Here is a 24,138-nt window from a genome sequence, read left to right as displayed (position 1 = left end):
CGAGGCAGATTTCATGCCACGAAGGGAGACGGCAGGTTGAGACGCCGGAGAAATCTAAGGAAGGGACTAAGGAACGAAGCCCGGGATTTTGCTGTGATCGACGACATCGATCTGGCTGGCGGGCATGAACTTGTCGGCGTATTGCTGGTAGACCTTGCTGCGCACGAAGACATCGAACAGGTCGGGGTCGATGTGGTTGCGCAGGCGGAAACCGCCGAGGATCTCGAGCGCCTCGCTGAGCGTGTTGCCTTTCTTGTATGGACGGTCGGCGGCGGTCAGTGCTTCGAAGATGTCGGCAATCGCCATCATGCGCGCCTGCGGCGACATCTGCTCGCGCGTGAGCCCCTTCGGATAACCCTTGCCGTCCATGCGCTCATGGTGGCCGCCGGCATATTCGGTGACATTGCGCAGCTGCTTCGGCCACGGCAGCGACTCCAGCATCTTGATGGTGACCACGATGTGGTTGTTGATCACCTGGCGTTCGGCGTCGTTGAGGGTGCCGGCGCGGATGCGCAGGTTCTCGGCTTCGTCGGTGCTGAGCAGGTCCTGCATGGTTCCGTCCGGACCGCGCCACTGGCGCCTGGCGATCTCCAGCACGCGTTGCTGGTCGTCCGGCTTCATGCCTTCGCTACCGACGTTGCTCTTGCGCAGGAAGTTGCGTTCGGCGTCGAGCGCCTCGCATTCCGCCGCCAGTGCGGCATCGAGTTCGGCGCTTTTCTGTGCGGTCAATGCCGCGCCGAGCGCGCATTTTTCCTTGAGCACGCGGATCTCGGCGTCGCGCTTGAGCACTTCGTAACGCGCGTCCACCAGGTGGATGCGATCGTAAATGGTCTGCAGCTTGGTCGACTTCTCGACGATGTGATCGGGCGTGGTGATCTTGCCGCAGTCGTGCAACAGGCCGGCCACCCACAACTCGCGGCGATCGCGCTCGGTCATCTGGAAATCCGCCAGCGGGCCTTCGGTGGTCCGATGCGAGGCTTCGGCCAGCATCATCGCCAGCTCCGGCACGTGTTCGCAATGGCGGCCGGTATGCGGCGACTTTTCATCGATGCCCATGTTGATGAGCTTGATGAAATGTTCGAACAGGTTTTCCAGGCGATAGATCAGCTGCTGGTTGGTGATGGCGATGGCCGCCTGCGACGCCAGCGCTTCGATGAAGTACTGGTCGGTCTCGGAAAACGGATGCGGCTTGCCGGTTGCAGGATCGATGGCGTTGACCAGTTGCAGCACGCCGACCAGTTCGCCTTCGTGGTCCTGCATCGGCACGGTGAGGAAGGACTGCGAGTGGTAGCCGAACTTCTCGTCGAACATGCGCATGCCGGAGAAGTTGAAACCTTCAGCCTGGTACACGTCGGGGATGTTGACCGACTTGCGCGTGTTGGCGGCATACGCAGCCACGGCGCTGAGATTCTTGCTGCCGTCGGGACTGGTCAGCTGGATGTTGGGAATGGAGATCTTCTGCGCACTGCTGCCGCCCTGATGCATGCCCAGGGTATCGTTGATCGAGATGTAAAACGCCAGGCTGTCTTCGTCTTCGACGGTGCGGTAAAGCGTGCCGCCATCGGCCAGCGTGATGCTGCGCGCAGTCTGCAGGATGCGCTCAAGCAGCAGCGGGATGTTGCGGTTGGTGCTCAGCTCCACGCTGAGCTCGGTCAGCTTTTCCAGGCGGTGGGAAATATCGAGATGCTGGTTTTTCATGTTATTCATCGGCTCAAGGAGACAACTGGCCTGCATCGTATTGATCGATGCAGTAAAAAAGACGCACTGGGCGATTCTGGAAAGATACGCTTCAATGCTGACAACAAAGTGTCAAGCAGAGCCTCTTTTTCCCGCCTGTTAACGTCACGGAACAGGTGACGCCCGGACATGACGATGACATACGGAAACACTTCGCCGCCTCGGCCTGATCCATGTCAGGTCAGCCTGTTGTTTCGCCGAAGCCACCGGTGCTTTTTATTGATTTAGGCTGACGGATAACTTACCATCGAAACTGTTGCATAGATTGCACCATTTCGATTTCGGAAGGCAATCTTTCAAGACAAAAACAAGAGTGCAATCACGGGGGAGCGGAGCATTTCCGCACGAACACATTCGTTCCGGGTCGCCACGGTCATCACTTCAATCTGGTCCATACGATGCGCGTAGAAATTCTCGGCTGCAGTGGCGGCATAGGCGGCAATACCCTTCGCACCACCTCCCTGCTGGTCGACAACGACATCCTGATCGACGCCGGCACCGGAGTGAACGATCTGCCCCTGCAGGCGCTGGCCGCCATCGACCACGTCTTCATCACGCATTCCCACCTCGACCATATCGCCTGCCTGCCGTTCATCCTCGACAGCGTCGGCGACCTGCGCAACACGCCGCTGACCATGCACGCCACGCAGGCGACGCAGGACATCATCCGCAAGCACATCTTCAACTGGCAGATCTGGCCCGACTTCAGCGAAATCCCTTCGCCGGAAAATCCCTTCCTGCGCTTCAACACCGTCGAAGTCGGCAAGTCGCTGGTGATCGGCGAGCGCAGCATCACCGCGCTGCCGGCCAATCACACGGTGCCGGCGGTGGGTTATCAGTTGCAGGACTTGGGCAGCGGCGCCAGCCTGGTATTCAGCGGCGACACTACCAGTAGCGATGCGCTGTGGGAAATGGTCAACACGATTGAAGATCTGCGCTACCTGATCATCGAAGCCGCCTTCCCCGACAGCGAGCGGGAACTGGCGATGCTGTCCAGGCATTTCTGCCCGAGCCTGTTGCTTGAGGATCTTGCCAAGCTCGAGAGCGATCCGGAAATTCTCGTCACGCATGCAAAACCGGGCCTGTTTAGGCAGATCGAATCCGAGCTGCTGCACGGCGCCGGCCGTCGCCGGATCAGCATGCTGATGGCGGAGTCGGTGTTCGAGTACTGAATCGCCGCGGCAATCAAGACACAGCCTCGGCGACGCCCTCCCCCATCCGAATTCTCATTGCACCATGCAGGAAACCGATTTGGAGGCATCGACCGATTTCGAGCCCGGCGCATTCTTGCTGATCGACAGCGGCATGGTCACGGGAATGCCCTGCGCCGGCGGCAATATCACAGGCGGCGTATTCAGATTGCTCACATAGCCGAACTGGCCGGCCTGGAAGACCTGCTGGCCGGCAGGATTGGAGAGTACGATCGCGCCTTGCGCCACATCCACATGCAAGCCGTTGGCCGGCGTGCTGCCGCTTGAGGTGGGCACACCGCCGCAATCGTTCTGGCAGAACAGCGCACCGAAATGGGTGCCCCGGATACCAATGGTCGCGGTTGGCGTATCGAAACTGACGGCGTCGTGATTGCGCTTGCCGATCAGGCCGGTGACCGCGCGCAGGCCGCCCTTGACGAGGCCGATGGCGACGTTGTTGCGTTCGGGTTTCTCGGCGTCGTACAGGAAGCTCTTCACCACCATCTCGGAACCTGGCCGCAGCACGATCTCCGAGTTGTCCATAAACTTCACGCGCGCATAGGTGTTTGACTGCGTGATCAGGGTGTCGCCCTGCAGCACTTCTGATTTCGAACTCATGATGCGCGTGCTGCCGTCCGGATGGCGCGCGGTCAGCACGCCCGACAGGTTGGTCACGGTGCCGACCATCTGCGCATACGCTTGGCCGCCCCAGCCCAGCAACAACATCAGCGCCAGCAGGCGCCAGAATTTACCCATGGTGCGATATCCCGTTTGAATGGCGTGTTTCATTGTCTTGGTTCCTCGAGACATCATCAGGTGCATACCGGCAACGGCTTCTTCGCCGTGTTGGCGCCGCCGCCGGCAGCAGGCGTACCGCTGCCGCCGCCATCATCGCCGCCAAAGCTGCCTTGCGTGCCGCCGGTGGTTTGTGTGTTGGCGGGTGTGGATACTGGCGTTGTGCTTGCCGTGAACACTGGCGGAGTCGGAATATTCTGTCCGGTCGTGGTGACCTTGACGGTGTTCGTCACGATTTGTGCTACTGACGGTTGAATGACCGGTGTCACCACGGGTGCGACAATCTGATTCACCAGCGCGGCCACCGGCACAACCGTACCGCTGGCGTCCGTGACGCTCACTCCAGGTGCGTAAGTCAGCACGCCATTCGTCACCGTAAACAACGCAGTGCCCGGCGCAGAAGTGGAAATGTTGGCATTGATCGACATGTTGTTGCCCGCCACCAGCGAAATGCTGCCGCCTGCGGAAGCGATCACGCCGTTAACGATCAGGTTGTCGGTCGGTGATCCGCTGTTGCCGGCAGTCAGGTTTATGTTGCCCGAGGCGCTAACGCCGCCGACGCCGATAGTCAACGGACTATGCGTTTCAATCACCACCGTATGGGCCAACATAGATGCGCTTACCGTACCGTTCGTGACGATCCCGAGTGTCCCCAATCGATCCGAAAGCGTGGGAGGCGTCGCGACGTCAGGCGCAGTCGGCAGGGCCGTGAGGAAGTTGGCGCTGCTGCCCAACGCCGTCGTCATGGTCCCTCCGGTGTTGACAATGCTGATGCTACCGTTGGCGTTGGTGACGCCGTTGATCCTGAAAACCGACGTATCGGCCAACTCCAGATTGTTGACCAGACTGATGTCGTTGATGCCGCGATTATTGCCGGCAAATGCGGCGATGCGATTCCCGGAAGAGGTCAATGTCGTGCCGGTCGCGGACGAGGTAAGCAGTTGCTGCGTCACGTGCAGGGAACTGTCGCTTTGCGAAATGGCGCCGTTCTGCGCTTCAAGCACCAGATTCCTTGCCGCAATGTTGCCCGTCACCAAATCGCCGTCAGCACGACTCAGCGCTACTGTCCCATTGCTATTGATAACTCCGGCGCTGTTTTGCGAAAAGTCATCGGTCACGTTCAGTACCGAACTGCTGCCGCCGTTGAAGGTGCCGCCGTTGGACAGAGACAAGTTGCTGATACGTGCCGTGCCGGACAAGTTCAGGACACCGGTATTGGCCGAAGTCACTCCGCCGCCTCCGGAGGAAAATCCATTGAAGTTTCCTCCGCCACCCTCTTCAACAGCGGTACCCGTGATGATGACGCTGCCATAGCCCGCAGAGGTGATGTTGCCGGCATTCACTGTGCCACCGGTGATAGCAAGGGTCGAACTATTATTCAGTGTAATGCTGTTGACAGTGTCGACACCGTCGCCGGAACCATGGGTTAAGGTAACACCATTGTTCACGATCACGTTATCAATGGCGGTTGGCAAGATTCCCTCGGTCCAGCTGGTGGCGGTACCCCAGTGACTATCGGAATTACCGTTATAGGTGAGATTTGCGGAGCCGCTCATGACCAGCGCCAGTGCGCCCTTGTAGTCAACCTTGAGCATTTGCAGTCCGCTGCTGGTGTTGATCACGTTGCCTAATACGTGACGGAAATAAGTCTCGCCCGCGTTCTGGTTCGTGAACACGATCGGCGACAAACGCGTGTTGAGCGTCGGGACATAGGCACCCAACAGCTTGCTTTGCAGCGTGCCGCCAAGTTGCACCGGGGTGGGCGCGTTCAGATAGAAGGTGTCATAGCTGGTATCGCTGGCGACATCGATATTTAGCACACCGGTAGCGCTTTGCGTGAAATTGCCGTTAATGCCCAATTGACCCACGGTGCCGTCGCCACCGGGTGAAATGACGCCGCTGTTGGTGAACTGTCCGTTGGAGTAGATCGTACCGGTTCCCGATAGATTTCCACCGACGTCATTGGTGAAGGTGTTGAACGACAGAGTAGCGTCGGTCATGCTGATGTTGCCGGTATTGGTGACGCTGTTGCCGCTCACCGAATTGCTGGCGCCGATGATCATGGAACCCGCGTTGGTAAAGGTCCCGGCAGAAAGAGTGTTTACGCTACCCGATACCAGAATCGTGCCGGTCGCACCGTTTGTCAGTGCGTTGTCGATGTTGACCGTATTAAGCGTGCCCAGGACCTTCAGCGTTCCATCGTTGGTCCAGTCGCCGCTCCCTTGGAGGTGAGTGGTAACCCCGTCAACGCCCAGGTTCATTATGCCGCCCACGCCGTTGGACGAGGATGCATTGCTCATGATCGAGCCTTGGATGTTCATGACGCCTGAATTGGAGAGGCCGTTCTCAAACGTGACAAAACCGCCACTGCCGTTGGCATTCATCGTGCCTGCATTGATGAAGCTGCCGGTCTGAAAATTCGTCATGTAGTTCAGGTTGGCTACAGCGCCTACCGAATTAATGAAGCCATTGACCGTATTGATAGAAACGTTGGCAGTCGTGAACTGGCCGTTATTGATGATCTTGTCACCGACAGTGATCGCAGCGTTGGAAAAATTGACAGTACCACTGTTATTCAACGTACCTTGCAAGTGGACACTCGATGTGAATCCACCGAGCAGATTGCCGCCGTTGGTCACATTCAGATTCCCGGCGTTCAGCGTACCGCCGGTACCCAGATCAATGCCTCCGCCGTTGTTGATGAATAGATTGCCATTGCTGATTCCCGTGCTGCTGCCATCACGCACATTCAACTCACCGCCGTTGATCTGAATGAGGGCATTGTTGACTTGCACCGCATGATCGCCGGCGATGCCGCTGAGGTTGCTGTTGAGGTTCAGATTCAGCGTGCCGCTGGTGCTGGTGATACCGGCATTGATGGCGATGCTGTTGTTGGCGTTGAGCGTCAGGCTGGCGGCCGAACCGCTGGTCTTGTTGATCGCGGCATTGACGGTGATGTTGCCGCCGTTGGCAGCGCCACCCGCGCCGGTCGTCAGGCTCACGCTGTTGCCCTGATTGAGCTGGGTAACAATGGTGCCGGCTTCAATCGTGGAACCAGCGGCCGTAGACGTGATCACGTTGCCGCTGTTGCTCACGCCATTGGTGCCGGTAGCCACCACCGTCAGGTCATACGGATCGATAAGCCACTCGCCGCCCGTGCCGACGTCGGGCGCCTTGACCACGTCCAGTGTTTTCTTGCCGGAGGTCTCGACAAAACCACCCAGGCCAGGCGCGCCGCGCGCCGAGACGTCGCCGTCGATATATGCTGCGCCGTCCGAATACAGCACCACGCTGCCGCCCTTGGCAACGCCGTCTGCCGTTATCCTGGAGCTCGCGGTCGTCGTCAGTTTTTGTGAAGCGCGCAGGAAGATGCGGCCTCCTTCGTTCACCACGCTGCTGGCGTTGATGTTGCCGCTGTTGGTGATCAGGCCGGCGGCGATGCCGATGCGGCCCGCTTCGGCGGTGATGGCGCCGAGGTTGGTGACGCTGCCGGCAGCGCCGGTGACGCACACCGTGACGCCAGGCGTGGCGGTGTCGACGAGCTGCACGGTCTGGCCCGCAGCCAGCAGGACTTCGCCGTTCGGACTGTGGATGATGCCGTTGTTGGTCACGTTGGCGCCGATCAGGTAGACGCTGCCGCCGGTGGCGCTCTTGATGACGCCCTGGTTGTCGACGTTGCCGGCGTGACCGCCGTTGACGAAGGTCAGGCGCCCTGCCAGGAAGTCGCTGTCACTGATGTTGAGCGTGCTGCCGATGAAACGCGCGACGTCCACCACGCCGCCCGGTCCGACCATCAGGCCGTTCTGATTGACCAGCACGACGGTGCCGTTGGACTTCAGCAAGCCGTAGATCTGCGACGGATCGGCACCCGTCACGCGCGCCAGGAAGGCGTTGCTCGCGCTGGTCTGGCTGATGTCAACGACGGCGTTGGCGCCGATGCTGAAGCTGGTGAAGCTGCCGATGGCGGCGCTGGAACTCTGATTGATGTTGAGGGTATTGCCGTTCTGCGCGATGGTGGCGGTGCCTGCAGTGATGACGCCGCCGGTCGGCAGTGTGTTGACGCCGGGTGCGGCCGCCAGGGCGGGCACATTCCAGGCGGCGCAGATCGCCGCCGCCGTCACCGACATGCGCAGCGACTTGCCGAACATGGCGCGCCACGAACGTCGCAGCAAACCCGTCAGCAATTGCGGCACCGGCTTGCGCGGCCGCCAGCTCATGGTCAGGCGGCGATTGCCGACGCGCATGGTGAAGGAAGCCGGCATCAGTTCGATACGGTTGACATCTTGCGTCGGTTTCTCCCGGCGCGTTTGGCTTTGTTCACTCATTTCAGAACCCCAGTATCGCGCTGATATGCGCATTCAGATCACCACGTTTTTCCGTGCTCGACGTCCCCCGCACGCTCACGCGCGCCACGTCCAGTTTCACATTGAAGTCACGGCTGAAGGAGTAGCGTGCGCCGATGCCCATGCTCGATACCGTCACGCTGTTGACCACACTGCCGCCGCCGACGTTGTTGTTGTAACCGCGACCGATGTCGTAGAAGGCCAGCAGGCGCAGACTTCCTTTGGGCAGAAGTTCAGGCGTGTAGACTTCGGCGTTGACGATGACGCCGCCGTCGGCCGCCACCGCACGTTCGGTGAATCCCCGCACGGCAGTCGAACCCGCCAGGCCGAATTGTTCGGCCGAGACCAGCGCATTGTTGGTGATCTGCGCGGTGCCGGCCAGGCGCATTTGCCAGTCGTTGGCGAAGGCCTTGAACCAGGAGGCCGCGCCGCGCACGATGACGAAGTTGTCGGCCGAGTCGCGACCGGTAACATAGGAGTAGCGGTCGCTGCGACCGTTGCTGCCGGTGTAGCTCGGGCCGATGGCGATATTGCGCGAGATGCCGATGTTGTAGTCGACGTTCTGCGTCGCCGAGCGCGTTTGTCCGCTGTAAGTCAGGCTCAGCGGCATTGTCTTGTAGGCCACGCACGAACCGATGTTCAGGCTGGCGCCCGCGAAGTCGCAGCGCGAGTCGATCTTCTTGTAGTCGAGTCCGGCCACCAGCTTGCTGGTGCTTTCGCCTTCGCGTGCGAAGAAGTGATTCCAGCGCAGACCGACTACATCGCCCTTGCCGGTGAAGCCGATCAAGCCGTTCGGTGCGCCGACGCTGCCAGGCGTATTGACGCTGGACTTGCCGTAAATGAATTCGATGCTGTCGCCGAGCGTGTACAGCGGAATGCGGTATCCCAGCGAATACAGATTGACCTTGACGCCGCTCGGGCTGTCCGGCGAGGTGGTGTAGGCCAGCGTGCCGACCTGGTCGCGGTCGAACAGGTTGGCGTGCTGGATCGCGATACCGGTGCGCCAGTTGCCGGTAGCGGGTGCACCGGTGTTGTCGACGGTCATGAACACGCGCAATGGATTGTAGTCGGTCACCTTGACGTCGGCATCGACCTTGCCTTCTTCGTCGCTGACGCTGAGTGCGACATTGACCTGCTTGGCCGGATTGTCGTTGCTCAATTGCACGGCCTGCGAAATGGCGGTGAGGTTGGGCGACTTGCCGACCTGCAGTCGCGGCAGGCTGTTGCGGATGTTCTGTTCGCTGAAATACTTGTTGTCGCTGACCGTGATCTGGCCAATGACCGATTCGCTGATGTTGATGGTCACCACGCCGCTGGTCAGCTCCTGCTCGGGCACGTTGACCTGCACTGCGCTGTAGCCGGCTTTGCGATAGGCTGCCTCCAACGCTTCCAGTGCCATCTGCACGTCGCCGTAGACGCGCCCGGGACCGGTCAGCGGCGCGACGGCGCGCTGCAACTCTGCGTCCGGCAGCAGCGTATTGCCCTCGATCTGGAAACGCGTGATGTTGAAGCGCTCGTCCTCGGCCAGCACGCTCGCCGCGACGACGGTCAACGTCATCCCCAATAGACATTGCATCAAACGATGTTTCATTTTTTTGCTTGGTTCAGGACCGCGGCAGCCTGCAATCTGCAAACCGCCGTTGCCTCGATTTATCGTGAATTTCCCTGCCCTCTTGCATGCGCTCGCATTCTTCATGCGGACGAATACCCCTGCATTCCTCCGGTCCGGATCACCTGCCTTGTGCATATGCTGTGCACACGTCGAACCGCCGGGTGCTTGCGCACGCAGCAGTACATAAAGCGACAGAGACGATCCAGTGGAAAGAAATGTGATGCGACGGTGATCGTCATCGCCGCACCCGTAGCGTCTGCGCGTTCATTTTTCTTGTTACGCACGCTGCCCGATCCTGCGACGAAAACCACCATCTGCGCGCCACCCACCCCGACGGCGCGACATACGGGCAAGTATAAGATTGAGCCTATTGCCTGTCGACAAAAATCGCTGATATCGGACAGGAGTATTCGCTTAACTTACAACGTCCTGTCGTTTCCGTTTCCACACGGAAACGCAATCGCCGGTTTCGCCCCGTAACGCACACCCCGGGCGGCATTCACGCCGCCCGGCAGCGTTGTTATTTTGTCTCGAAGGTAGTCACGCCATCCCAATCTGCCGGCAAGGGATGCTCGCGGAAGTAGGCAATACGCTGCAAGTAAAGATCATACAAACCATGCGGATTTTCTTGCTGCAAGGCAAGGATCTCCTGTTCTGCCTGATCCCATTGCTGCCGGCGCACCAGCGCCAGTGCAGCCGTCCATTTGTCGAGCGAGGCGCGTTGCGCCGCCGTCAGTTCCGACGCGAGTCCGAGCGGTTCGAAAATAGGCACCGGTTCGTTCTTGCCCTTGACGCGTACGCTATCCAGCTCACGGTAAGCGAACTCAGGCGCCGCATCCCGCGTGGCCTGACCGACTAGTACGCCGACGCCGTAGACCTTGGTGATCGATTCCAAGCGCGAAGACAGATTGACCGCGTCGCCCATCACCGTGTACGCCTTGCGGATCTTCGAGCCCATGTCGCCCACGCGCATGTTGCCGGTGTTGAGGCCGATGCCGATCTTCAGTGGCGGCCAGTTGCGCTTGGCGAATTCTTCATTGAGCACGAGGCAGCTCTGCTGCATCTTGAGCGCCGTCGCCACCGCACGCGCGGCGTGGTCGGGCAACGCGATCGGCGCACCCCAGAATGCCATCACGGCGTCGCCGATGTACTTGTCGAGCGTGCCGCGATTGCCACGGATGTCTTCCGACATGGCGGTCAGGTAGGCATTGATGTATTCGCGCAATTCGTTGGGCTGCAGGCCTTCCGAGAGGGTGGTGAAGCCGCGCACGTCGGAGAACATCACGGTCAGTTCGCGGCTCTCGCCTTCCATGTTGTAGCTGGCCGGATTGGCGGCCATTTCGGCGACCAGCTCCGGTGCGACGTATTCGCCGAACAGGTTGACGATGGCGCGGCGATTGCGATATTCGAACAGGTAACCCCAGCCGAGATTGCAGATAAACAGCGCGGCGATCAGCAGCAAGGCGGTGGCCATCGGCAGCACCAGCCCGGCGCTGTCATACAGCCAGAAGTTGAACGCGCCGATGCCGAACGCCGCACCCGCGGCCAGCACAATCGACCACAGCGGTCCCAGCAGCGGCAACAGCAGGCCGAGCGCCAGGCCGATCACGAGAATCTGCACGAGGTCGAAGCCGACGGCGAATTCCGGCCGCTGCTTGAAGTCGCCGTCGAGGATGGAGGCAATGATGTTGGCGTGGATTTCCACCCCGGGATAATTCGGACTCACCGGCGTGGCCCGCAAATCGTACAGGCCCGGCACCGTGGTGCCGACCAGCAGGACGCGGCCGGCCAAGTCGTTCTTGGGGACGCGGCCCTTGAGGATGTCGACCGCCGGCACATAGCGGAACGCACCGCCGTGGACGCCGCCGCGGCCGCGGTAGGTCACCAGCGTGGTCAGGTGGCGCTCCACCGGGATGAAGGTCGGACGCGGCTTGGTGTCGAGCGCGATCGATTCGAGCGCGCCATAGTCGCGTAGCTGCTGATCCGACATCACCGCATCCTGCTGCAGGAAAATCGGTTTCATGCGCGTGGCGCCGAGCGCCGAGCGGGCGCTCGCCAGCGCCAGCGATTCATAGAAGTTGTCGCCCACTTGTGCAATCAGCGGCACGCGGCGGATCAGGCCGTCGTTGTCGAGCAGCGGATTGAAGAAGCCGCCGGCTTCGGCGGCCTCTTGCAATTGCGGCAGGTTGGCGCCGTAGGCTTTCCAATTGGTGGCGTCGAGACGACGGCCGCCGAGACTGGCCAGCGTAAACACCGGTTTCGGCAGCTGGCCCTTGGCGATGGCGTCGGGTTCGTTGGACAGGTTGTAGCCCATCACCACCGGGCGGCCCTGGATCGCTGCGGCCATGCGCGCATCGAAATCGAGTTTGGGTTTCAGCGTCTGCAGCTGCTGGCCGAATTGCGGCAGCCCTTTGAGTTCGCTGTGGGCCAGGCTTTCCAGCGTGGCGTAGCCGGAGCTGTTGTCGGGTTCGGCAAACAGCACGTCGAAGGCGACGGTCTGCGCTTCGTAGCTGTCGGTCATCTTGCTGATGAGTGCGGCGACAACGTCGCGGCTCCACGGCCAGCGACCGACTTCGGCGATGCTCTTCTCGTCGATGTCGACGATGACGATGCGCGGATCGGTTTCCACTTTGGCGATGCGCATGCGCATGTCGTAGAAGAACAGATCGATGCGCTCGGTCAGAAACGCCGGCAGCATGCCCATCACCTGCCCGCCCGCCAGCAGCGTCAGCACCAGCGCCAGCAACCAGCGCGCACCATGTTTTGCGAAGAGACGACGCACGACTTCCCCTGGAGAATATTTTGTTGCGATGATGCCAGCACTACCGGCGAATCACAACGGAATTCGGTCAGAGGGAAGCGGCGTCAGAGCGCCATCAGGGACGAGAACGAATCAGGAAAATTTCCGTACAGCATCCAACGCCAGTCCGGAACCGATGCTGCCGAACAGATCGCCTTCGACTTGTCGGGCGTTCGGCACCAGCGCGGCGATGCGCTTGCGCAGCAGATGCACGCCGCTGGAACCGCCCGTGAAGAACACCGAATCAATGGCGTCGGCCTTCACGCCGGCGTCGGCCAGCAGCTTGCCGACGGTCTGCTCGACCGACTCCACCAGATGATCGATGCTGGCGTCGAAACCGGCGCGGCTCAGTTGCAGCGTGTCGGGCGGACGCAGGCGATCGAGTTCGAGCGTGAAGGACTCATCGGCCGACAGGCCGATCTTGGCCGCTTCCACCTGCAGCGCCAGCCAGTGGCCGGCGCGCTGTTCGACCAGGTCGAGCAGGCGCGCGAACTTGTCGCGCTCGGCGACTTCGCGATAGACGTCCTGCAATTGCTGCCAGGCCTTGCGCGTATAGATCAGGTTGATGGTGTGCCAGGTCGCCAGGTTGAAGTAATAGCCCGACGGCACTTCGCTGTTGCTGGTGAGCTTGCTGCCGAGACCGAGCAGCGGCATGACGCTCGACAGGCTGAGGTATTTGTCGAAGTCGGTGCCGCCGATGTGGACGCCGCCGTTGGCGAGGATGTCGTCGAGGCGCTCGGTCTTCTTCGCACGTTCGGGCGACAGGCGCACCAGCGAAAAGTCCGAGGTACCGCCGCCGATGTCGGCGATCAGCACCAGTTCTTCGCGGGCGATGGTGGATTCGTAATCGAAAGCCGCGGCGATCGGTTCGTACTGGAAGTCGATGTGCCTGAAGCCGACCGCGCGCGCGATTTCTTCGAGCGTGTCCTGCGCCAGCTGATCGGCCTCGGCGTTGTCGTCGACGAAATGCACCGGACGGCCCAGCACCACGCTGTCGAAGCGACGGCCGGCGGCGCGTTCGCCGCGCTGCTTGAGTTCGCCGATGAATTGCGACAGCAAGGCGCGAAACGGCAGCGCGCGGCCGCCGACTTCGGTCTGGCCGTCGATCATGCCCGAGCCGAGCAGGCTCTTGAGGGAACGCATGAGCCGGCCCTCGTAGCCGGCCAGGTAGGTCGACAACGCGGCGCGGCCGTAGCTGAATTCGTTTTCATCGGCGTTGAAGAACACCACCGACGGCAACGTCATCTTGCCGTCTTCGAGTGCGAGCAAGGAAGGTTGTCCCTGCCTGCTCCAGCCCATCGTGGAATTGGAAGTACCGAAATCCACGCCACAAGCGTCTGACATGCTTATCCCTGCCGTTTTTTGCAAAGGCGCGATGATATAGAAAAGCACGGCGCGTGTCTGTAGCAAAGCGGATACCGGAGCGACCGCTTTCCGCAATGCGAGAAAATTATCAAAACAACAATGATGAGAGTGCCGTTTGTGCACCGTTTGGCAGCATGAAATAGACGGAGATTGGACATAGAATAGAAATCATTATCATTTATAATTTGCACTCCCTTTCCGTCCTTATCCAAGGTATGCGCCAAGACTCCCCGAATCTGCCTCTGCTGGATGCCCTGATGCGCCATTACGACGAACTGGTCGATCATGTGCGCAGGCGTTTCGGCGACAAGAATTTTGCGCATGAAGTGGTGCACGAGGTGTACATGCAGGTGGTGCGCACCCGCCCGCATGAACAGGACGGCACGCCGCTGGCGCTGCTCAAACATATCTCCACCTGCAAGGCGATCGACCTGCAGCGCGCGGCCACCAGCCGCAACCAATGGCAGGAGTCGGTCAACGCCGTACCCGACATCAATCTGCATCACAGCGACGGCGAAGAAATCCTGCACGGCAAGCAATTGATCGATGCGCTCGAAATCGCCATCGGCGATCTGCCGCCGCGCTGCCGTGAAGTCTTCGTGCTGCACAAGCTGCAGGAGATGTCGCAGGATGAAGTCGCGACGCAACTGGGCATCTCGCGCAAGATGGTGGGCAAGCACATGGAGCGCGCGATGTCGGCGATCCGCCCGATATGGAGCGGTGCGCATGCCGGGAACGACGATGCGACCATGCGCGCGTCGCTGGCGCCGCCGCTGCGCCCACGCTTCCCGGCGCCGGAAACCATCATCCGCGGCGCCGCAAAACGCCGTACCGTACGCAAGATTGCGGCGATGGCGGCGGTGCTGCTGCTCAGTACCGGGCTGGCCTGGCTGATCGATCCGGCGTACGACACGCGCCAGGTCGTCACCGGGGCCGGCCGGACGTCGACACTGACCATGGCCGACGGCAGCCGCATCCAGCTCAATACCGACAGCGAATTGCGCATCGAATCGCGTCTCTTCTCGCGCCGCATCACGCTGCTGCGCGGCGAGGCCGGCTTTGACGTCGCCCATACCTATCGCTCCTTCGTGGTCGAAGCCCATCGCACCACGGTTACCGACATCGGCACGGTGTTCGACGTACGCAACCAGGAAGACGGCGCGCTCGTGAGCGTGCAACAAGGCGCGGTCGAAGTGCGCAGCGACAGCGGTCCGCCGCTGGTGCTGACGGCGGATCAGAGCGTTCGTTCGTCCGATGGAAAACTGGAACGCCTGGCCGATCTCGAGCCCGGCCAGAGCGGTGCCTGGCGCCGCGGCAAACTGTATTTCAACGCCACGCCGCTGCGCGAGGCCGCGCTCGACATGCAACGCTACCTGGCGCAACCCGTCGTGCTGGCCGATGCACGCATCGGCGACTTGCGCCTGTCCGGCGAATACAACATCAAGGATGTCAACGACCTGCTGCGCGTGCTGCCGACCATCTTGCCGGTAACGGTGAAGCGCAGCCCCGGCGCGATTGTCATTTCAGCAACTTCCGCCACGCCCGGCAACACGGCTAAATAAAAATTATTTTCATTCAGAGGTTCCCACGCATCGATCTGGTTTCGGTAACTCCTGTAAATAACCATGATTTTTTTACAGGAGTAGTTCATGCGTTGTGCCGTTCCGGGGGCAGGCCGTTCCTCTCGCCAGAGATTGAAACTGAAACTGAAATCAGGCGTGCTTGCCGTCGGCATGTCGCTGGCGGCGATGGCATGGGCGCAATCTGCTGCGGTTGATCTCGACATTCCCGCACAACGCCTCGACAACGCCTTGCGTGCGCTGGCGCGCCAGTCCGGCAAGCCCATCGTGTTTTCCACCGACATTGCGGAAAGCCGCCAGGCGCCTGCCCTCAAAGGCTCGCTGACCGTAGATGAAGCGCTGCGACGCCTGCTCGACCACAGCGGGCTGGAGGTCCGCCCGACTGCCGCCGGCGGCTACGCCATCACCCGCGGCACTGGCGGCACCAGCAGCACCAGCGCCGCAGCCGACAAGCTGCCCGAGGTCAGCGTGAGCGGTTCGCGTCCGTCCCTGTATGCCACCGACGGCGTCAACGTCGGTGCCTTGGGCTACAAGAAGCCGGAAGAATTGCCCTTCTCGGTGCAATCGTATTCCAGCGAGCTGATCGACGCGCAAGAATCGCGCACCATGATGGATGTACTCAAGAACGACCCGTCGGTGCAAGACGCCACGCAGGCCGGCGCCTATGAAATGGTGCGCATCCGCGGCTACTTTTCCGACTGGACCAACACCGTGCGGCGCGACGGCATGTCGGTCGCCCCTTATTATGAAATCCCGCTGGAAAACGTCGAGCAGATCGACTTGCTGAAAGGCCCGTCGGGTTTCCTGTACGGCATCAACTCGCCGGGCGGCACCATCAACTACGCCATCAAGCGCCCGACCAGGGACCGCTTCACCAGCATCAAGACATCGCTGCGCAGCAACAGCAGCGGCGGCAGCTATGTCGCGCTGGACACCGGCGGTCCGCTCGACGACGGCCGCTTCGGCTACCGCTTCAATGTTGCACGCGAACGCAACGGCGACTTCCGCCACAACGGCGACACCTCGCGCGACTTCGTCAGCGGCGCGTTCGACTGGGCGATCAATCCCGATCTGCTGGTGCGCGCCAATTTCGATTACCAGGAGCGCAAGATTTCTGCGCAGCCGTCGATCGGTCCCTATCTGAACGGCCAGTTGCCGCCGGTCGGCAGCATCGATCCGCGCACCCTGCTCGGCCAGCCGTGGCTGCAATACGAGACGCGCACCTTCAACATCGGCGCTGATCTGCAATACCGCATCAACGACAAGTGGAAGCTGACGACACGCGCCGCGCAATCGTATAACGGCCGCGTGGCCGCCTTTCCCGACGTGTACAACGTCGCCGCCAACGGCAATGTCCTGTCGGGCGATATTTACTACAATCCCAACCAGAGCTTCCGCGTGATCTCGACCGACTCCTACGTCTCGGGCGATTTTGAAACCATCGGCATCAGGCATCAGCTGGTGACCGGTTTCTCGACACGCAATTTCCAGGCAGTCGAATCCGGCTTCAGGGTGCTGCCCGACACGGTCGGCAATATCTACAACCCGAGCTTCACTTCGGCGCCGTCCAATCTGACCTACCCGAATCACAACAAGTCGAAGAACTACCAGCCCAGCGTCTTCATCAGCGACCTGATGTCGCTGTCGGACAGATGGGACGTGATGCTCGGCCTGCGCCATGTCCGCTACAAGAACGACAGCATGCCGGCATCCGGCAAGAATACCTCGCAGACCGCCAGCATCAATGCGCCATCGGCGGCGGTGACGTTCAAGGTCACGCCGGCCCTGTCGACGTATCTGAGTTATGCGGAAGGTTTCGAGCAGCCCGGCCCGGCCGGGTACGACACCAACAACGCCGGCGAAAATCTGCCGCCGCTGAAGACCAAACAATATGAAACGGGCGTCAAGTACAGTCTCAATCCGGACCTGATGCTGACCGGCGCGGTGTTCCGCCTGGAGAAGACGCTGCAATACGTGAACTCAGGCCGCTTCACGGTGCAAGGCGGCATGCAGCGCCACACCGGCCTGGAACTGACCGCAAACGGCCGCCTCGGCAAGCAGCTGTCGCTGGTCGCCGGCCTGGCATATCTGCAGACCAAGGCGGACAATCCGGCCGACCCGAACGTGGCCGGCAAGCAGATCGCCGATGTGCCGAAGCTGCAAGGCAATCTGTTCCTGGACTATCGCGTACCGGGCGTCGACGGCCTCAGCGTCAATGGCGGAATGTACTACGTGGGACGCCGTCCGCTCAACACGCAAAACACCACGTGGATGGGCGGCTACACGCGCTTCGACACGGGCGCGCGCTACGCCACGCGCATCGGCGGATACAAGACCGTCTTCGGCCTGACCGTGCAAAACCTGCTCGACAAGCGCTACTGGGCTGCCGGCGACGCCGACATCAACGGCGCCTGGGCCGGCAAGCCGCGCACACTGTTCATCAGCGCACAGGTGGACATGTAGCCGCTCGCAGCAAACAACAGCAATTCCGTGTGCCGTCTTCCTGCGGGAAGCGGCGCACACATCGCCCCGCCAGCAAAAGCCAGCACGCGCGATCTTTATCCCGTTCAACCCGGATCAGATCAGGAAGGCATCATGGCACTTGCACTCACGCACACTTCTACCCGCACCGCTACCGCATCCGGGCCGACGACTTTGCCGTTGCCGGTCTCCTCGTCGATCTACCGGCACCGCTTGTCGCCGCTGGAATGGTCGGCGATTGCGCGCATCGTCAACGAACTGGAGCAAAGTTTCGGCAGCGTCGAGACGCCCGAATTTGCCGACGCCTGCAGTCTCTCGGCGCACCAGCTGCCGCGCAGCCTGCGCGAACTGGCGCACCGCTTCAAATACCTGCACCTGCCTTGCGGCGCCGTCCTGTTGAGCGGCGTGCCGGTCGACGACGAGCGCATCGGCCCGTCGCCGGCGCACTGGGATGCGCCATGGCGCAATCCTCCCAATCTGCGCGAAGAAATTGCGCAATGCCTGATTTCGGCTGCGCTGGGAGATATCTTCGGCTGGCGCACGCAAGAGAACGGCCGCTTCCTGCGCCACATCGTGCCGATCGACAAGGAGCGTAACGAACAACTTGGCGGCAGCAGCTCCACCACGCTGGTGTGGCATAACGAAGAAGCCTTCCACGCGCTGCGCTGCGACTTCCTGTCGATCTTCTGCTACCGCAACGAGGAGCGTGCGGAAACCATCCTGTCCTATATCGGCGACCTGCATATCCCAGACGAAAAATGGGCGGTGCTGGCTGCGCCGCGCTTCGTCATCCTGCCCGACAAATCGCATCTGCCGGACCAGAACATCAGCGAACACTGGCGTCTGGACGACCACGCCTTCGAACACATCCGGCGCATGCATGCCGATCCGCAGCCGGTGCCGGCGCTGTCGGGTGCGCGTGAACAGCCGTTTATCCAAGTCGACGAAGCATTCATGAAAGCGCTTCCCGGCGACCAGGAAGCCGCCGAAGCGCTGAACTGGCTGCTACGCCAGTTCGACGCGCACAAGTCCGCCGTCGTCATGCAGCCCGGCGACATGCTGTGGATCGACAACAAGCGCGCCGTGCATGGGCGCTCGATCTACCAGCCCAATTACGGTGCGCGCCATCGCTGGCTGCGCCGCGTCAATCTCACGCTCAATCTGCGCGGCTCGCTGCCGTATCGTGAAAACGCAGTCGGCCGCCACATCGTCTGATCCGGCCCGCTGTTCATCTTGCATTCTGTCCACGGAGACATCATGACCACCATCGCAACCGATGACGCCGGCGCCATCTGCGTCCTCAACAAGCAAGACCTCGCGGGCCTGCGCTATTCGCTGGCCGAAGTACTCGGCACGGTGGAGGACGCCTACAAGGCTTACGCCGCCGGCCTGTCGTCCAATCCGCGTAAGCTCACCGCCAGGCCCGACGACGGCCGTTCGCTGGCTTACTCCATGCTGGGCCGCGACGGCGAGCGGCAGACCGTGGCGTTCAAGACGTCTTACAAGTTCAACGCCAACGAAGAGCAGTCGCTGCAAAAATACTATACGTCGCTGCTGCTGTACGACGACACCACCGGATTGCCGATCGCCTTGATGGACTGCAGCCTGGTCGGCGCGCTGCGCACGCCGGCGGCGTCGGCATTGCTGGCGCGCAGCTGCGCCCGCAGCGATGCGCGGACCGCCCTGGTAGTCGGCAGCGGCGTGCAGGGGCAAAATGCCTTGCCGTTTCTGGTCACGGCAATGCCGCAGCTGACGCGCCTGATCATCCACGGCAATCATCCGGACGGCATCGCGGCGGCGCTCGAACGCATGCGCGAGCACCATCCCGACCGCCGGATCGAAGTGTCGTCCGACCTCGAACAGTCTGCGCGCAGCGCCGACATCATCATCGGCGCCGCCGGACCCGCATCGGAAAAATCGTCCGGCGCAGTCCGGCGCGACTGGCTCAAATCCGGCGCGCTCACCATCCTGGTCGGTTACGGCTTGCAGGCCGGACTGCTGCATCACGCCGACCGCCGCGTCGCCACCAGCGAGGCGCAGATGCGCGTGACAGGCACCGATCTTGCAGACGCGCATGGCGTATTGCCGCCGGTCGACGCCGAGCTGCCCGACATCCTCGCCGGCAGCAAGGCCGGCCGCGAGCATGACGAGCAGCGCGTGTTCGCCTACAACAGCGGCATGATCATTACCGACATCGCGCTCGGCCGTCTTTTCGCCGAACGCGCCCGCGCCCAGCAACTGGGCCAGACCGTACGCTTGTGGTGAGGCAGACATGGACCGACTTCGCCAGGAGGCGACCGCCGCCTCCGACCTTGCACCGCTGCAGTTGCCGGCATTGCAGCATCCGCTGACCGCCACCCTCATGACGCACCATCGCGGCCTGTTGTCCGAACTGAGCCGGGGCCTGGGCAGCACCTTGCACGTCCTGTTGCCGGAAGTATTCGACGACGCCGCGCGGCAATTCCGGCAGGCGCTCGACGACGCCGGCGTGGACGGCTTGGTGCTGTTCGCAAAAAAAGCCAACAAGGGCCGCAGCTTCGTGGAGCGCTGCCCGGCGCTGGGCATCGGCATTGACGCGGCCAGCTTGCAGGAAACAGAACAGGCGCTGGGCTGCGGCGTGTCCGGCGAACACATCGGCATCACCGGTCCCGGCAAGCATCCCGCCTTGCTGAATCTGGCGCTGCGCCAACGCTGCCTGGTCGCTATCGACAGCGTTGAAGAATTGCGCGCCTACGCTGCGCAGGCGCAGCAAGCCGGTTGCCGCGGCCGCCTGCTGTTGCGTTGCCGCCCGCGAAGCCAGCCGCACAGCCGTTTCGGCATGACCGAGGAAGAACGTGAAGCAGCGCTGGCCTTGTGCTTGCAGCATCGCGACGTGCTCGACATGGAAGGCTTCTCTTTCCATCTCTCCGGTTACAGTGCTGCGGCGCGCGCCGAAGAAGCCCATCGCCTGATCGATGTCTGCATCGACGCACGCGGCCACGGCCTGTCCCAATGCGCGACGATCAATATCGGCGGCGGCTTTGCCGTTCGCTACGCGAGCGAGGAGCACTGGTCGGCATTCCTCGAACGACAGCAGCCCTGGCACTATCACGGCGGAAAATCCTTCGCCGATTTTTATCCCTACTACAACGTGGCACCGGGCGCCGCAATGCTGTCGGCGATTCTCGCGCATGCCGTCGACGTCCTCTCCCTGGCGCAACGGCTGCGCGAACACGCAATCCGTCTGCTGCTGGAACCGGGCCGTGCGCTGCTCGACCAGGCCGGCTTCACGATGTTTGAAATCCAGAGCCTGAAAGACCGGCAGCCGGACGGGCATGCAGCTGCCGGGACAACATCCGGCTACGGCATCGTTACCGTCGGCGGCACCAGCTTCAGCCTGTCCGAACAGTGGTTCAACAGCGAATACCTTCCCGATCCGCTGCTACTGCCCCGGCAGGACGCGGCAACTGCGTCCTCCGCCTACGCTGCCTGCGTCGGCGGCGCCAGTTGCCTCGACAGCGACATGGTGACCTGGCGCAAGATCGCGTTCCCGCAACGGCCAGCTCCCGGCGATCTGCTGATCTACCTGAACACGGCCGGTTATCAGATGGATTCCAACGAATCGCCTTTCCACGATTTACCACTGCCAGCCAAGGTCGTCATCACCACGCATCAGGGCAAGCCATGCTGGCGTCTGGACAACCGTCCGCACGCCGCCTTTGAATAATTCCCCACCCCGAAGGAGAATCACCATGGATCGTCAATCCCCGCAGGTCTTGTCCACAGTCGCGACCCCGCCGCACCAGCCCGCCGGCGCCATCGTCAACCGTGTGTCGCAGCTGATCGGCCACACGCCGCTGATGGAATTGCTGCGCACGCGCTTCGGCAGCCGCATTCTGCTCAAACTGGAACAAGGCAATCCCACCGGCAGCGCCAAGATCCGCATGGCGCGCCAGATGCTCGACGAAGCCGAGCAGCAGGGCCTGCTCGCGCCGGGCGGCTGGGTGATCGAATCGACCTCCGGCAACACCGGCATGGGCCTGGCGCTGCTTGCCGCCGAACGCGGCTATCGCTTCACCGCCGTGGTCGACCACCATGCCGCCAAAGACAAGATCCGCGCGATGCAGGCGTTCGGCGCCGAACTGATCTTCGTCAACGAAGACGGCGGCGATTCGCTGGCAACCGCCGACCGCGAAGCGCTGGCCGAAAAGATCGCCGCCGAACAAGGCGCCTACTGGACCGAGCAGCACAACAACCCGGCCAACGGCAATGGCTACACTTACGTCGCCGAGGAATTGCACGAAGCGCTCGGCAAGGAGATTACCCACCTGATCGGCGCGGTCGGCACCGGCGGTTCCCTGTTCGGCACCGCACGCGCACTCAAGAACAAGCTGCCGCTGTTGCGCACCATCGGCATCGAACCGGAAGGCTCGATCGCCTTCGGCGGTCCCGGCGGCCCCTACTATCAATCCGGCACCGGGACGCCGCCGGGTGCGGAAATCGGCGCGCTGGTCGACTACGATCTGCTTGACGAAGGTCTCAAGGTCTCCGACAAGCAGGCATTCAATACGGCTCGCCACATCGCGCGCAAATATGCGCTGCTGGTCGGCGGCTCGGGCGGCGGCGTCATCTATCAGGCCATCAAGCGCATCGAGACGGCGCCGCCCGGCAGCACCTTCGTCGTGTTGATTTGCGACGGCGGCGAGAAGTATCTCGACACCGTCTTCAACGATGACTGGATGAACGAACGCGGCCTGATCGACGCCGCCGTCGGCGTCGAACTGGACGACATGCTGGCGCAGCTGACGGGGCGCACATGAACATGCTGCGGTCCTGGCCCCTGCCCTTGTCGCTGCCCGTGCTCAAAGCCGACGTCTCCCACATCGGCGCGCTGGCGGCGCCGTTGATCCTGACGCAGTTTGCGCAGGTGGCGCTGTCGACCACCGGCATAGTCATGATGGGTTGGCTCGGTCCGCTCGACATCGCCGCCGGCGGACTGGCGCTGGCCGTGTTCAACCTGCTGCGCACCACCGGCACCGGCCTGGTCACGCCCACCGGCAACCTGGTAGCGACTGCTGCCGCTGCCGGGCTCGAAACACCGCACGCCGCTGCCGCAGTGCGCGACATGGTGCGCGCCAGCTTTGCCATTGCGACGCTGGCCGGGCTGGTGTTCTGGGCCATGATGCTGGGCGCCGGTCATGCCTTGCGCTGGATGGGGCAGGATGCGGCAGTGGTGGCGCGCACGGCCGATTATCTGTTCGCCGCCGCGCCGGGCATCTTGCCCTTGCTATGGTTCCAGGCGCTGCGCAATTTCACGGTCGGTTTGCGGCGGCCGGGTCCGCTGTTGGCGATCACGCTGACGGCAGTGGCCGTGAATGCCGCGCTCAATTACGTGCTGACGGTGGGCGCCTTCGGCATCGCCGGAATGGGCCTGGCGGGCATCGCGTGGTCGTCGACCCTGGTCAGCCTGTTTTCCTTCTTCGTCTTCCTGCTGATCGTCCGGCGCGACCCAACCCTGCGCCGTCTGCTGTCGGTACGCATCTGGAAAACCGGCCGCCAGGCCTTGTGGCGCACCTGGAAGATGGGCCTGCCGGTGGCCGCCACCTACGGTTCCGAGGCAGGCTTCTTTGCAGCGATTGCCTTGCTGGTGGGCGCGCTCGGCACCGATGCGCTGGCCGCACATACGGTGGTCAATCAGGCGGTGTACATCGTGTTCATGATCTCGGTCGGGCTGTCGCATGCCACCTCGATCTGCATCAGCCGCACCTGGGCGCAGGACGATATCGCCACCTCGCGCCGCTACGGCTACACCGGACTCGGCATGGGCATCGCCTGCATGGTGCTGATCGGGGTGATCTACTGGGCGACGCCGCAATGGGTGCTGGGGGTATTCCTGCACAAGCCCGACGCCGGCGCTGATGCAGTGCGGCTGATTGCCGGCAAGCTCCTGTTGCTGGCGGCGGTGCTGCAGGTCTTCGACTGTGCACAGAACATCGGCATCGGCATCTTGCGCGGCGCCGGGGAAACCGGAACCTCGTTCGTCATGACGCTGATCGGTTACTGGGCGGTGGGATTGCCGGGCGCCTGGCTATTGAGCAACTGGCTTGACCTGGGCGTGACGGGGGTATGGCTGGGACTGACACTGGGCCTGATCGTCACCGCCGCACAACTGGTCATGCGCTTTCGCCGCCTTATCGCCGATCGGTCGGCGAATCGGGAATCGTGCCTCGCCCTGTGAACCGGCGCGTTCATGCAC

14 protein-coding genes are annotated in these 24,138 nt (G+C 62.0%); 8 read left to right on the top strand and 6 right to left on the bottom strand.

What is annotated here, in order from left to right:
* Nucleotides 1-66: 66 nt before the first annotated feature.
* On the bottom strand, nt 67-1,698 hold the full coding sequence (locus F506_RS00345) for a GAF and HD-GYP domain-containing protein (RefSeq protein ID WP_053194734.1): 1,632 nt from the start codon (nt 1,696-1,698) through the stop codon (nt 67-69).
* Between the two features lie 437 nt (nt 1,699-2,135).
* Between F506_RS00345 and F506_RS00340 the strand changes: the two genes are divergently transcribed.
* A complete protein-coding gene (locus F506_RS00340; RefSeq protein ID WP_053194733.1) occupies nt 2,136-2,909 on the top strand; it encodes a 3',5'-cyclic-nucleotide phosphodiesterase in 774 nt (257 codons plus the stop codon).
* Between the two features lie 54 nt (nt 2,910-2,963).
* Here the strand turns inward: F506_RS00340 and F506_RS00335 are convergent, their stop codons facing one another.
* From F506_RS00335 to F506_RS00315, 5 genes are all read right to left on the bottom strand, one after another.
* Nucleotides 2,964-3,716, bottom strand: coding sequence for a FecR family protein (locus tag F506_RS00335; protein WP_053194732.1), 753 nt, complete (start codon nt 3,714-3,716; stop codon nt 2,964-2,966).
* Nucleotides 3,717-3,739: 23 nt separating this feature from the next.
* Entirely contained in the window at nt 3,740-7,870 is a 4,131-nt protein-coding gene (locus F506_RS00330; RefSeq protein ID WP_235471311.1) for a beta strand repeat-containing protein, read from the bottom strand.
* Between the two features lie 178 nt (nt 7,871-8,048).
* On the bottom strand, nt 8,049-9,656 hold the full coding sequence (locus F506_RS00325) for a ShlB/FhaC/HecB family hemolysin secretion/activation protein (protein ID WP_235471309.1): 1,608 nt from the start codon (nt 9,654-9,656) through the stop codon (nt 8,049-8,051).
* Nucleotides 9,657-10,197: 541 nt separating this feature from the next.
* On the bottom strand, nt 10,198-12,381 hold the full coding sequence (locus F506_RS00320) for a CHASE2 domain-containing protein (RefSeq protein WP_235471576.1): 2,184 nt from the start codon (nt 12,379-12,381) through the stop codon (nt 10,198-10,200).
* 189 nt (nt 12,382-12,570) lie between these two features.
* Complete coding sequence (locus F506_RS00315) at nt 12,571-13,821, bottom strand: Hsp70 family protein (protein WP_053194728.1); 1,251 nt, start codon at nt 13,819-13,821, stop codon at nt 12,571-12,573.
* A 236-nt stretch (nt 13,822-14,057) separates the two neighbouring features.
* On the opposite strand from F506_RS00315, the gene F506_RS00310 reads away from it, so the two are divergent.
* From F506_RS00310 to F506_RS00280, 7 genes are all read left to right on the top strand, one after another.
* The gene (locus tag F506_RS00310; RefSeq protein WP_053194727.1) at nt 14,058-15,404 is read left to right on the top strand and encodes a sigma-70 family RNA polymerase sigma factor; all 1,347 of its coding nucleotides are present in this window, start codon (nt 14,058-14,060) and stop codon (nt 15,402-15,404) included.
* An 87-nt stretch (nt 15,405-15,491) separates the two neighbouring features.
* Nucleotides 15,492-17,885 (top strand): TonB-dependent siderophore receptor, encoded by a 2,394-nt coding sequence (locus tag F506_RS00305; RefSeq protein WP_235471307.1) that lies wholly within the window; start codon nt 15,492-15,494, stop codon nt 17,883-17,885.
* A gap of 132 nt (nt 17,886-18,017) precedes the next feature.
* On the top strand, nt 18,018-19,118 hold the full coding sequence (locus tag F506_RS00300; protein WP_083457486.1) for a TauD/TfdA family dioxygenase: 1,101 nt from the start codon (nt 18,018-18,020) through the stop codon (nt 19,116-19,118).
* Nucleotides 19,119-19,160: 42 nt separating this feature from the next.
* Entirely contained in the window at nt 19,161-20,168 is a 1,008-nt protein-coding gene (locus tag F506_RS00295; protein WP_053194724.1) for an ornithine cyclodeaminase, read from the top strand.
* Between the two features lie 7 nt (nt 20,169-20,175).
* On the top strand, nt 20,176-21,609 hold the full coding sequence (locus F506_RS00290; protein WP_053194723.1) for a type III PLP-dependent enzyme domain-containing protein: 1,434 nt from the start codon (nt 20,176-20,178) through the stop codon (nt 21,607-21,609).
* 25 nt (nt 21,610-21,634) lie between these two features.
* Nucleotides 21,635-22,702, top strand: coding sequence for a PLP-dependent cysteine synthase family protein (locus F506_RS00285; RefSeq protein WP_083457484.1), 1,068 nt, complete (start codon nt 21,635-21,637; stop codon nt 22,700-22,702).
* On the top strand, nt 22,699-24,120 hold the full coding sequence (locus F506_RS00280; RefSeq protein ID WP_235471305.1) for an MATE family efflux transporter: 1,422 nt from the start codon (nt 22,699-22,701) through the stop codon (nt 24,118-24,120). Before F506_RS00285 ends, F506_RS00280 begins: the two co-directional genes overlap by 4 nt.
* Nucleotides 24,121-24,138 lie beyond the last annotated feature (18 nt).

It is taken from the genome of Herbaspirillum hiltneri N3 (assembly GCF_001267925.1).
GTDB lineage: Bacteria > Pseudomonadota > Gammaproteobacteria > Burkholderiales > Burkholderiaceae_D > Herbaspirillum > Herbaspirillum hiltneri.
The sequence above is the reverse complement of the archived record's forward strand: the minus strand, read 5'-3'. Positions and strand labels throughout refer to the sequence as shown.